The organism is Methanobrevibacter sp. (assembly GCF_045220775.1).
Taxonomy (GTDB): Archaea; Methanobacteriota; Methanobacteria; order Methanobacteriales; family Methanobacteriaceae; genus Methanocatella.
The window spans coordinates 24,347-36,147 of the sequence record NZ_JBGUWC010000100.1; the positions used below are offsets into that span (position 1 = coordinate 24,347).

General features: G+C 34.2%; 17 protein-coding genes. 14 read left to right on the forward strand and 3 right to left on the reverse strand.

Annotation, left to right across the window (positions count from 1 at the left end; genetic code table 11):
- Positions 1-40 precede the first annotated feature (40 nt).
- From ACJROP_RS06265 to ACJROP_RS06315, 11 genes are all read left to right on the forward strand, one after another.
- Complete coding sequence (locus ACJROP_RS06265; RefSeq protein WP_406534626.1) at positions 41-682, forward strand: queuosine precursor transporter; 642 nt, start codon at positions 41-43, stop codon at positions 680-682.
- 237 nt (positions 683-919) lie between these two features.
- Complete coding sequence (locus ACJROP_RS06270) at positions 920-2,218, forward strand: uracil-xanthine permease family protein (RefSeq protein ID WP_406534627.1); 1,299 nt, start codon at positions 920-922, stop codon at positions 2,216-2,218.
- The gene (gene upp, locus ACJROP_RS06275) at positions 2,211-2,837 is read left to right on the forward strand and encodes a uracil phosphoribosyltransferase (protein WP_406534628.1); all 627 of its coding nucleotides are present in this window, start codon (positions 2,211-2,213) and stop codon (positions 2,835-2,837) included. The genes ACJROP_RS06270 and upp overlap by 8 nt, the downstream gene beginning before the upstream one ends.
- 43 nt (positions 2,838-2,880) lie before the next feature.
- Positions 2,881-3,309 (forward strand): EamA family transporter, encoded by a 429-nt coding sequence (locus ACJROP_RS06280; RefSeq protein ID WP_406534629.1) that lies wholly within the window; start codon positions 2,881-2,883, stop codon positions 3,307-3,309.
- A gap of 8 nt (positions 3,310-3,317) precedes the next feature.
- The gene (locus ACJROP_RS06285; RefSeq protein ID WP_406534630.1) at positions 3,318-3,413 is read left to right on the forward strand and encodes a zinc-ribbon domain-containing protein; all 96 of its coding nucleotides are present in this window, start codon (positions 3,318-3,320) and stop codon (positions 3,411-3,413) included.
- Between the two features lie 192 nt (positions 3,414-3,605).
- Complete coding sequence (locus tag ACJROP_RS06290; protein WP_406534631.1) at positions 3,606-4,691, forward strand: tocopherol cyclase family protein; 1,086 nt, start codon at positions 3,606-3,608, stop codon at positions 4,689-4,691.
- Positions 4,691-5,389 (forward strand): diacylglycerol/polyprenol kinase family protein, encoded by a 699-nt coding sequence (locus tag ACJROP_RS06295; protein ID WP_406534632.1) that lies wholly within the window; start codon positions 4,691-4,693, stop codon positions 5,387-5,389. The genes ACJROP_RS06290 and ACJROP_RS06295 overlap by 1 nt, the downstream gene beginning before the upstream one ends.
- A 131-nt stretch (positions 5,390-5,520) precedes the next feature.
- On the forward strand, positions 5,521-5,787 hold the full coding sequence (locus tag ACJROP_RS06300; RefSeq protein WP_406534633.1) for a 2TM domain-containing protein: 267 nt from the start codon (positions 5,521-5,523) through the stop codon (positions 5,785-5,787).
- A complete protein-coding gene (locus tag ACJROP_RS06305) occupies positions 5,788-6,063 on the forward strand; it encodes a 2TM domain-containing protein (protein WP_406534634.1) in 276 nt (91 codons plus the stop codon).
- Between the two features lie 3 nt (positions 6,064-6,066).
- The gene (locus tag ACJROP_RS06310; protein ID WP_406534635.1) at positions 6,067-6,507 is read left to right on the forward strand and encodes a LytTR family DNA-binding domain-containing protein; all 441 of its coding nucleotides are present in this window, start codon (positions 6,067-6,069) and stop codon (positions 6,505-6,507) included.
- Positions 6,508-6,515: 8 nt separating this feature from the next.
- Positions 6,516-6,938, forward strand: coding sequence for a DUF3021 domain-containing protein (locus tag ACJROP_RS06315; protein ID WP_406534636.1), 423 nt, complete (start codon positions 6,516-6,518; stop codon positions 6,936-6,938).
- A gap of 309 nt (positions 6,939-7,247) precedes the next feature.
- Here ACJROP_RS06315 and ACJROP_RS06320 read toward each other — a convergent pair whose 3' ends face one another.
- Complete coding sequence (locus ACJROP_RS06320) at positions 7,248-7,649, reverse strand: DUF3795 domain-containing protein (RefSeq protein ID WP_406534637.1); 402 nt, start codon at positions 7,647-7,649, stop codon at positions 7,248-7,250.
- Between the two features lie 201 nt (positions 7,650-7,850).
- Between ACJROP_RS06320 and ACJROP_RS06325 the strand changes: the two genes are divergently transcribed.
- Genes ACJROP_RS06325 through ACJROP_RS06335 form a run of 3 tightly spaced genes read left to right on the forward strand, consistent with a single transcriptional unit; the run spans position 7,851 to position 9,296 of the window.
- Positions 7,851-8,408: a 50S ribosomal protein L15e gene (locus ACJROP_RS06325; RefSeq protein ID WP_406534638.1), complete on the forward strand. Its 558-nt coding sequence runs from the start codon at positions 7,851-7,853 to the stop codon at positions 8,406-8,408.
- Positions 8,409-8,442: 34 nt separating this feature from the next.
- Positions 8,443-8,865, forward strand: a complete 423-nt coding sequence (locus ACJROP_RS06330; RefSeq protein ID WP_406534639.1) for an RNA-binding protein — start codon at positions 8,443-8,445, stop codon at positions 8,863-8,865.
- A gap of 44 nt (positions 8,866-8,909) precedes the next feature.
- Positions 8,910-9,296 (forward strand): hypothetical protein, encoded by a 387-nt coding sequence (locus tag ACJROP_RS06335; RefSeq protein WP_406534640.1) that lies wholly within the window; start codon positions 8,910-8,912, stop codon positions 9,294-9,296.
- A gap of 14 nt (positions 9,297-9,310) precedes the next feature.
- Here ACJROP_RS06335 and ACJROP_RS06340 read toward each other — a convergent pair whose 3' ends face one another.
- Both ACJROP_RS06340 and ACJROP_RS06345 read right to left on the reverse strand, forming a co-directional pair.
- On the reverse strand, positions 9,311-10,765 hold the full coding sequence (locus ACJROP_RS06340; RefSeq protein ID WP_406534641.1) for a sodium-dependent transporter: 1,455 nt from the start codon (positions 10,763-10,765) through the stop codon (positions 9,311-9,313).
- Between the two features lie 277 nt (positions 10,766-11,042).
- A complete protein-coding gene (locus tag ACJROP_RS06345) occupies positions 11,043-11,747 on the reverse strand; it encodes a potassium channel family protein (RefSeq protein ID WP_406534642.1) in 705 nt (234 codons plus the stop codon).
- Between the last annotated feature and the right edge of the window lie 54 nt (positions 11,748-11,801).

Below are 11,801 nucleotides of genomic sequence, written 5' to 3' on the forward strand. Positions count from 1 at the left end.
TAATTACTTTTAAATACTTTAAAACTTAATATAACTGTGTATGGATTTAAATTTTGACTTTACTGAAAAACGTGTAATAATTACTGCATTTTTCTGTATGGCATTTACAATCGCAAACTTAATTACTGTTAAGATTATTAACATTGGATTTTTAGGAATGGAAACTCCCGCTGGGGTTTTAATCTATCCATTAGTATACATTTTAACAAACGTAATTGCAGATGTCTATGGTGAGAGAACAGCACGCAGAACCCTGTTTTTAGGTATTGCTGTTGATGTGTTGTTTGTTTTCATGACAACCTTAATACTATTCTTACCTTCTCCAGATTTCTTTACCGGAGATTCAAGCTTAGCATTTGTATTCACCCAAACTCCAAGAATTCTTGTAGCATCTTATATCAGTTACTTAATCGGTAACTTTGCAAATGCAAGAATGACTGTTATTGTTAACAAAGGAAGAGAATACTCATCAGTTTTAAACTTTGGAGTAATTGCTTTAAGTCAATTGATCGATAACTTTGTATTTATCGGTCTTGCATTCGTTGGAGTATATTCTCCTATTGAGATTTTAATCATGATATTCTCACATTGGTTCTTAAGTTTGATTTGGACTGTAATTGCTCAACCATTTACAACAATGACTGTAAAATGGGCTGAGAAAGGAAAACCTGCAGAAGCTTAAATATTAAAGGGAATTTTTTCCCACTTTTTTTTATTTTTTTCTATCAATTTTTCACGATAAGTAAATATTTTATACTTTTATTCAGATATATATTAATAATCAGAAATTGTTAAAACGATATCTGAAATTTGATTTACAGATTTTAGATATTTTTACTTTAATTATTAAAACATTCAATAGAATTTTTTAAAATAATTAATCAATTTATGAGAAATATAGGAAAATTTTGTGATATATATGGTGGAAGAAATTACACAAATTACCAATATGCTACTGGGCACTGGTGATAAGCCAACACCAGTCAGGTGGGTTTTGCTTGCTATTCAGCATGTATGTGCAATGTTTGGAGCTACCATTTTAGTTCCTATTGTTGTAAACACTACTGCCGGTGCGGATATTTTATCAATCCCCGTAGCATTGGTTGCATCTGGTTTAGGTACATTGATTTATTTGATCTGTACCCGTAATAGAAGCCCAGTATATCTGGGAAGTTCATTTGCGTTCATTGCTCCTATGATTGCAGGTTATGCAATTGGGGGTACTGGAAGTGTATTTACAGCTTTAATGATTGTAGGTCTTGTTTATGTAGTAATCTCATTTATTATTCGTGTCACTGGTCCTGGTTGGATCAACAAATTGCTGCCTCCTGTTGTAGTGGGACCAATGATTATGGTAATCGGGTTGTCTCTCGCCCCAACAGCTATTCAAGAAATCGGTTTGGATCTAACTTCTGTTCCATGGAATAATTTATTTGTTGCTTTTGTTTCATTTATAGTCACTGCATTAGTTGCTGTTCGTGGAAAAGGAATCAGACAGGTCATTCCATTTTTAATAGGTATTGTTGCAGGTTACGTTGTAGCAGCATTACTTGGTATGGTTGATTTCACACCAGCATTGCATGCTAATGTAATTGAAATCCCTAAATTCTACTTGCCGTTCATGAATTATGACTTGAACTTTGCAGCTGTCCTGACAATAGTTCCGATTGCCCTTGTAACAATGGTAGAACACGTTGGAGACCACAAAGTATTAAGTGAGATTATCGGTCGTGACTTAATCGAGGATCCTGGTCTTCAAAGAACCTTGCTCGGTGACGGTCTTGCAACTTTCCTAGCAGCATTCTTGGGAGGTCCTGCAAACACCACTTACGGTGAAAACACATCTGTTGTCGGTATGACTCGTGTTGCTTCTACTTATGTAATCGGTCTTGCAGCGGTTATTGCTATCATATTTGCATTTTCAGGTCACTTGACTGCATTATTAACAGCTATTCCTCAACCTGTTTTAGGTGGTATTTCAGTATTGTTATACGGTTTCATCTGTGTAAACGGTCTTAAAATCTTAATCCACAACCAAGTTGACTTTACCAACACCAAAAACGTTGTTGTAGCTGCAACTATGCTTGTTTTAGGTTTAGGTGGTGCTGCATTGTCATTCGTATCCGGCGACTTATCCATTTCCATTTCCGGAATGTCCCTTGCAGCAATTGTTGGCGTATTGTTAAACTTATTAGTACCGGAGGAAAACCATGAATGAGTTCGTATTAAATCATCCATTAATTACTCATAAGCTTGCAATCTTAAGAGATATCAATACCGGAACCAAAGAGTTTAGGGAATTGGTCACTGAAATCTCTACAATCTTGATGTATGAAGCTATGAGGGATGCAAAACTTGAAAAAACAACTATAGAAACTCCACTCGAAAAGATGGAAACAGGCATGATAGATGAAGACAGCTATGCTATTGTTCCCATTTTGAGAGCAGGAATGGGTATGGTCGATGGAATACTAAACGTTTTTCCTAATGCAAAAATAGGACATATCGGGCTTTACAGAAACGAAGAAACCTTCGAACCGGTTGAATATTACTATAAGATGCCTGACGGAATTGCAAATAGGGAAGTCTTAGTAGTTGATCCTATGCTTGCAACCGGTGGAAGCGCATCCGCAACAATATCCAAGCTTAAAGCAGATGGAGTAACTAAAATCAAGTTGTTATGTATTGTAGCAGCTCCACAAGGAATCAAATGCATTGAAGACGACCACCCTGACGTTCAGATTTTCTGTGCCGTTGTCGACAGGGAATTGAACGAAAACGCATATATCTTGCCGGGTCTTGGAGATGCAGGTGACAGAGTATATGGTACAAAATAGTGAAGTCTAAACTTCACTCTATTTCTTTTTTTGGTGATTATTTTTGAATTGGAATCTGGTATGGCCAATATTAATTGTTATTCTTGCAAATACCTTCTATAACGTTTGCATGAAATCTATGCCTTCGGATGTCAATCCTTTTGGAGCATTGATGGTTACTTATTTTGTGGCGGCAATAATTTCAGCAATCATTTTTGCATTTGCTGTCGGTCCGGCTAATGTTGGTGCCGAAATATCAAAGGTCAATTGGACATCCATCATTTTGGCATTGGCCATTGTAGGCTTGGAAGTGGGTTACGTCTTCGTTTACCGTGCAGGCTGGCAGATAAGCAATGCCAGCGTAGTTGCGAATATCGGCCTTGCATGTGTTTTGGTTCTTGTCGGATATTTCTTATACAAAGAAAATGTTTCAATACGCCAGATTTTAGGCATCTTTGTTTGTATGGTTGGCCTAATACTGATTAATCTTTGAGGTGTAATATGATTTGTCCAGTATGCGGATTTGAAGTTGATGACGGTGAGGAGTACTGTCCCAATTGCGGATATGACCTTTACTGCATCGATGAGTATGAATGAATTGGGAAATTAAATGCATATCAATGTTTTATTATCAAATATATTCGTGAAATGAAATCTAAAATGTAAAATTCATCAGTTTTTTCCTATTTTTATAATAAATTATTTAAATACATTTTAAATAAATATAATATTATCTTACCTTTGGAGGATTTGTGTATGAATAAAAGTGATTTGAAGAGAGATTATTTTATGCTCAAAGGTCCACTTGCCAAAAAGGGTTATGATTGGTGGTGGCATTCTTTAACAGCATATAACAAGAAAACTGGCGAACCTAGACCTTTTTTCATTGAATATTTTGTGTGTAATCCGGCATTAGCTGAAGAAGAACCAACACTTGGACAATTGCCTGAAAACAAAAAAGCAGGTAAAAAACCATCATACTGCATGATTAAAGCAGGGACTTGGGGTAAAAACCCAAAACAAATCCACAATTTTTACTCAATGAAATATTTCGATTGCCCTGATGATGAGTTAAACATTCAAGTTGGAGATTGTAGTCTAACAGAAACCCACATGAGTGGTTTTTCAAGAGTAAGTGAAGAAGAAGCTCAAGAACATCCTGAATACATGTGTGATGCAGGAGAGATGATGTGGGATTTAGACATTGATAAACAAATCGCTTTTAATGTAGGTTATGGTGCTAATTCCTTATTTAGAAAACTAAACTCCTTTGAAATGTTCTGGCATGCTGAAGGAATTAAAACTCAATATAGTGGTACCATCTGGTTAGATGGTGAAGAATATGAAGTAATTCCTGAAAAATCATATGGATATGCCGATAAAAACTGGGGTGGTGACTTTACATCACCATGGCTTTGGATTTCATCATGCAACCTGACAAGTCTTAAAACAGGCAAAAAATTAAATAACTCCGCATTTGAAGCCGGTGGTGGAAAGCCTAAGGCATTCGGTATTTCCATTCCTCGTAAACTGTTAATTGGTTTTTACTATGAAGGTACAATGTATGAATATAACTTTGCAAGATTCTGGAACCTCGTAAAAATCGACTTTGACTTTGAAGAAGGGGATGAAGTTCACACTTGGAGAGTTAATGCAAGCAATAAGAACTCACGTATGGAACTGGTCTTATACTGCAAACGTGATGAGATGCTGCTAATCAACTATGAAGCTCCTGACGGTCAAAAAAGACACAACCGATTATGGAATGGTGGAAACGGTTGGGGTGAAATAAAACTATACAAAAAAGACGGAACCCTAATTGATCATGTTAAAATTGAAAATGCCGGATGTGAATATGGGGAGTATGATAAATAATGATATTCTCAGACATCCTTGCATTAATTGTAGTGTATATTTATGTAGCCATCATTTTCGTTGTAGCTGAATTGGTTTTAAAGACAAGGCCTGAAGTTTCACGCAAATTCCTGCATATTATGGTAGGTAACATGATATTTGCCATGCCATTTTTCTCAGATCCGTGGGTTATGGTTTGGTTTTTAACACTTCCGATTACAATTGCATTGTTCTTCTTGACTGAATACTCACCGATTACAATCAAAAACAGCGTAACAGAATCTGGTCATGCATTAGGGCTGTTCTTCTATGCGTTGATTTGGACAATATTGATTGCAGTATTTGCAATTATCGCTCCAGCAGGCGACCTCAAATTCTACATTTGGATTGTTGCGCTAGCTATTGTGCCTATGGTATACGGTGACGGTTTTGCAGCTTTAATCGGTCAAAAGTTCGGAAAACTCAAATACACTGTATTCGGCGGTCAAAAATCCGTTGAAGGATCACTTACAATGTTTGTCATTACAACTGTAATGAGCGTATTTGTATGGATGGTTTTCGCTTCAATTGGCTGTACAATGCCTGAGTTCAATATAGTATATATAATTGTTATTTCAGCCGTTGCAACAGTTTGTGAAGCTTTAAGTTATGGTGGAATTGACAACTTGACAGTTCCTGCAATAACTGCAATTCTATATTATTTAGTAGCTGTATTATAAGCTACTCAATTTTTTTTTATTTTTAATAACAATTTTTTGCATTTTAGGCGCTGATTTTTGCATCTCAAACACATCGCCAAATAGTCATTTATATATTACTTTACTAAGTAGTAATATCGAATGGTGATACAATGAATTTAAGACAAGAAGCTGAAAGAAGAGTTGATGCAAAAATAAAATTTCAAGAAAATCTATATAAATATTTGATTGTAAATGTAATAATAGCAATTATTTGTTTTGTATTCTTGCAAAGCTTTTGGTTACTGTTATTTGTAATGTTTTTCTGGGGAATAGATGTAATCGATGATTTTTTTAAAGCATATCCTTTTAAAGACATTGTAAATCCTAATTATAGAGAAGATATGATCAATAAAGAAATTTCAAGGATGAGTGATTAGATGAGTGATAGTATAAGAGCTTTAGCAGAGCAAAGAGCAGATAATAAAATCAAATTCTTTAAAAATTTTAAGATATATGTAATTGTCAATGCATTTTTGGCAGTTATCAACTGGTTATTCACACCAGAATTCTGGTGGGTGTTATTCCCAGTATTCTTCTGGGGAATTGGTGTTTTCGTTGACTTCTTAAAAGCATTCGTATTTGCTGATAAGTTTGAAACTGAGTCATATAGGGAACGCAAAATACAAGAAGAAATGGAAAAATTAAGGAAATAAATCATGAAAGTAAATTTATTTGTTTCAAGAGATATTGAAGAACCTCACGTTGACATTCACACCAACGAATTGACCGACAACATTACAAAGGCAATGTCAATTTTGGAAAGTGATGATTCAAGTGACATGTTGGCAGTGAAGAAAGGATCAGATATTGCACTTTTGGAGCTTAGTGAGATTTACATGTTTAGAGTTGAGGATAAACAGGTAAAGGTATATACTGAAAATACCGAGTATCTGATTAAAAAACCTTTATATCAAGTTGAGGGAACTTTAAGTTCGGAGTTTGTAAGAATTTCAAAGACCACTATTGTAAACTTGAAAAAAATTGAGCGTGTTGCTCCATCACTTAAGGGAATGATGTTTATACAACTTAGAAATGGTTTGAAGGACAATATCTCAAGAAAATATTTGCCTGATTTTAAAAATGCTTTGGATTTATAGGTGATAAAATGAAGATAAATTTAATTGAAAGATTATCTATGGGCGCTTTTGTTGGGTGTTTCATTGTCATGCTTGTCATGGTTTTAGGTTCCTTTCAGTACGGTCCTCAAAATGTTAGTTTTAGTGGAACTGACATAATTAATGCATTTTTTGGATCAATTGTTGTAGGTTGGGCCTTTTCTTTAAGCGGATTGATTTATGATAGGGACGACATTGCATTTCCACTTCAAGTGCTATTCCAGATGGTTATTGGATTGGGAGTGCTGTTTGCAGTTGCCGTTTATCTACACTGGATGCCGATTGATTTGGGAATCGGACCAATAATAACCTGGATTGTAATAGCTTGTGTGTTTGCGGCAATTTCATGGTTCGGTTTTTATATTTATTATTATTTGGTCGCCCGTGACTTAAATAAAAAATTGAAAAAATAGAATTAAGGTAAATAGCTTGGCTATTTACTCTTTTTTGTTCTTTTTTATAACTTATTCATAATAATTAGAATACGATTGCTAATGAGGCAAGGAAAATGTTTGATGTCAAAATTCATTGTTTGTTTAGCAACCGAGTTGGTTTTATTTTAACCATGTTTTTAACATATTTGTTCTTTTTTTATTTTTTCATGTAGATTACATTATTTTTTAAAGCTGCTTTTCAAAATAAGTCCTTTTAAATTATCAATGCTTTCTTTTAAATCGATAGTTAATGTTGTAATTATTGAAATTATTAATCAAATTTTTAATTTAATCAACTTTAAATCCGCACTCGCTGCAGGCTTTGGTTTGGAATTTCACAACCCCTCCACAGTTTGGACATAACCACATCTCACGATCAGCGCTCATCATGCGGCCGATGCCAGTAGTCTTAATTCTTTTGGCGCTTTCAAGTGTGTTCAGGCCATGCCTTTTTACATATTTTTTGGAATGCTTTTTTATTAATGGGCATGGAAACTCACTGCATCGCCCGCAATAGCTGAAATTTTTGGAATCGAAACATGTTTTAATCTTACATTTCAAGCTGGCCTTGCTTTTGCCGTCATCACTTATAAGGCATCCGGCACATGGGTTTTGGTATTTTTCGCAACTTATGCAATTGATTCCGCAAGGGGCGAGCAATTTAGAATCAAGTTCTTCAGGCATTTTCATAATAGTTAATATATTTAAAGAAACTTATATATTTGTGTGAAAATATTCATTTAGTTATTTTTTCTTATTTTAGCGATAGATTTATAAATAAACAAAATAAAATATTTTATTACTGTTATTTTTTAGCAGTGCTAAAATACTTTTTTTGGGATAAGTTCCCATATGGATGTGGCCCTCGTGGCTGAACAAAAGGTGTTATTTATGTATAAATATATTAGAGACGCATGGAAAAACCCAGATGAGTCTTATGTACGTGAACTCATGTGGCAAAGAACTCCTAAATGGAGAAGACAAAAGGCAGTTCAAAGAATTGACAGGCCAACCAGGCTTGATAGAGCTAGAAGTTTAGGTTACAGAGCTAAAAAAGGTTTCGTATTAGTAAGAACCAGAGTAAGACGTGGTGGAAGAAGGAAAACCCGTCGCTTCAACGGTCGTAAACCTAAAAGAATGGGTGTAAACAAAATTACCCAAGCAAAATCCATTCAAAGAATTGCTGAAGAGCGTGTAGGCAAAAAATACCCTAACTTAGAAGTGTTAAACTCCTACTGGGTATGGTCTGACGGAAAATATAAATATTACGAAGTAATTTTAGTTGATCCTAACAGTCCTTCTATCATTAACGATAAGAAAATCAATTGGATCTGCTCCAAAAAACACACTAACAGAGCTTTAAGAGGCTTGACCAGTGCTGGTAACAAAGGACGTGGAATCAAATCTAAAGGAAAAGGATCAGAACAAGCTAGAAGAAGAAAAATATAATTCTTCTTTTAATTTTTTTCTTTTTTTGATTTAAATGATTCATAATATCAAATTCAGGGCTTTCGTTTATGAAAATGAAAGCGTCGATGAGATTTCCGAAGCTATTTTGAATATTCTCCCTGAAGCCGAAATCGAAGCAGAAGAGGCCGAAGGATTGCTTGAAGATAAAATAATAATTCTATCAGGCACAGTATCTAAAAAAAGATACACAAAGACTTTTTTTAATACACTTCTAGAAAGTGTGGACTTAGATAAACTTAATGATGATTTAGAGCGTAAAATCGATGAAAAGGGTAACTGGTTTTTAAGATTTGACAAAGCTGACGCTCTGGATGAGAAATGGACCATTTTGGATAAGGGCGATGCAATTCATCTTAAGGTAAAGATTGCTGCTTTTCCTGCTAAAAAACAGATTGCTGCTGATAAGGTCCGGGAAGCTATTCTTGAAATTCAGTAAATTTTATTTTATGTCTTTTCCAATATACTATCAAAGGTGATTGGATGGAAAGGCAAAGTTATTATTTAATTATTTTATTGGTTGCTTTGGCGATATGCTTTGGAGTATTCTGGTTTCAGTTTAACAATGATGTAGCCACTTTCATGATTATCAATGAAACCGAAGTTCATGAAAACGATTCATTTTCAGGATTGTTGCTCGATGCCTATAGTTACGGTGTTGCAAATCAGACAATAACATTCCACAAGCCGGGCTATGAAATGGGAACCATTGTTGATGTTGTTACGGATGAAAACGGTGAATTCACGATTGAAAATGCAGAATACTTGCCTGATGCGGGTGATGATAACTATTATGGGGACTTTACTTTTGCAGGCAACGGCAAATATCAGGGATGCACCTATGAAGGAAATGTTACAGTAATTCCTTGATTATTTTAGAATATTCAATGGCTTTTTTCATTGATGTTTGTAAAAACATAACTCAATATTAGAACGGCAACAGTGATTATGCCATAAATAATCAATTCAAAATTAGTTGCATTTAAGAGCAGATTATATACTCCAGTGCCCCACATGAAGAACAAAAATATAGGCAATACATATTTAAGGACAAATACCCAGGTCTTTCCAACTTTAACCCTATCATTTTCATTCAATACTGGAATGACTCCTTCAATGTCATAGAACCATGTGAATAGTATAGATTGAATTGCTATTAAAAGAAGAATGCAAAATTCTGTAACGAAACTGTCGACAATGCCGACAAGATAACTGCTGATTCCTGTTGTGAATAGTAATGAGAGTATGCATCCAACTATTGACAATATGGTTACTGTTTTTTTACGAGACCAATTGAGTTTATGGACTGTTGAATTTATCATTGGTTCAAATACCGCAACGGCAGAAGTTATTCCAGCGAATAATATTGCTATAAACAGTAATGGAGCAATTATGCGACCAATAGGACCCATAATATTAAATATCATTGGAAAAACAACAAATACCAGTCCAGTACCTTCACTTACCAATTCGACGATTGGTGTTCCGGAAGTATAAGACATATACCCGAGGATGGAAAATATTCCGAAGGCAGTACATACTTCAAATGCACAATTTGCAAAAACCACAATCAGAACATTGTCGGTTAATTTTGATCCTTCAGGCAAATAGCTGGCATATGTCAGTGAAATTGACTCGCCCATGCTTAACGAGAAAATGATTTGTGAAAAAGCCGCCAGCCAGATATTCACATTCAAAAGCATTTGCCAATTGGGATTCAATAATGCACTTATGCCTATGCCGGCGCCAGGAAGTGTTAATGCGAAAACAATGATAACAGCCATTATGCCAAAAAGAAGGGGGATTAAAATCTTTGAGGCTTTGCCTATTCCTTCATTCAAATCCTTATGGGAGATATACCAAACAAAGATCCATACTATCAACATTGAAATGGTTGTTGGAATTATGAAACTTGTCATATTGGATAGATTTGAGCTTCCACCAACATTATTTACAAAATAAAGTGCGGAATCAGTTCCCCAGTTGAAATTAAAACTGGAACCCAAATATACCAAATCCCAACTTACTATAACCAAATAATAGATTAGAACAAAATAAATAATCAAAACTAATGCCCAGGACACGTACTCCAATTTAGGATGAATGCCCTTCAGAATATTGGAAAATGAATCCTTATGCCTAAATCCGATACCATATTCCAATATAAGAAATGGAATGCCCATAATTAGAATTGCAATTAGATAGGGTATAAAGAAAGTTCCTCCACCATTGGAATAAACTACATAGCTGTAGCGCCAAATGTTGCCCAATCCAACAGCCGCCCCAATCATTGATAAAAGAAAAGCAATTCGTGAATTCCATTGATTTTGATTAGCCATTATCCTACACCAAATATATGTTTAATTTAGAAATGATATAAATATGTTGATTTTTGTTCATAATATGTGTCATTTTCTGTATTATTTTTTCATCACTTCTTTTTTCAATCGTTTTAGTTCAAGATGTACTCTCAAGAAGTTCACTGACGTTCAAACCGACAAATCTTTTGCCAGTGATATAAAAAAACGGAGCCATAAATAATGTTGAAAGTGACATCAGAAGTTCAATTAGATTTAAAAATAAAAAATAAACTGTATGGTTTTTTAATTAAAATATTTAAAGCTCATCAATCTTTTTATTTAATTTTTCGATTTCGGAATTTAACTCATCAATTTTTGACTTTAACTCATCCTGGTTATCCTTACTAATTCTAGACATGTAGAGTGAAGATATTACTGCTGTAATTGAAGCAAAAATTAGAATTCCACCGACCATTGCAAGCATTCCAATAAGCTTTCCTAAATTAGTAGCTGGAATAACATCCCCATAACCAGTGCTGGTCATGGAAACAACAGTATACCACAAAGCGGTTAAAATATCATTGACATTGGAATCAACAATGTGAATCAAAACAGTTATGGAAAAAACAAAAATAACCATGTAAATAATTATTTTATCCAGATAAGTTTGTTTTAAAAATTTGGAGATTTTTCCTTCGGTTTCGCGAGCTAAAGCAAATAATTTAATTAATTGAATTAGTTTTATTAATCGTAATGCTCTGAAAAATATAAAATCAATCGGAAGCATTCCTAGAATACTTATTGAATTATGTTTTAAGTACTCTTTTTTATTACTGGCATGCAAATAGCTATAAATGAATTCTATCCAAAGCAGGACACACACAATTAAATCAAAGACATAAACAGTATACTTTAATGACAAATAACTTGGATGAATTAATATATATGCCATTAATAACACATCTAGAACAGTTAGAAATATAAGCGCCAGATATAATAATTGTTTTTTATTTTCTTCCATGAAAAGATATTTGACATATAACACTATTTAAAATTGTTCGTTATTTGAACCAAT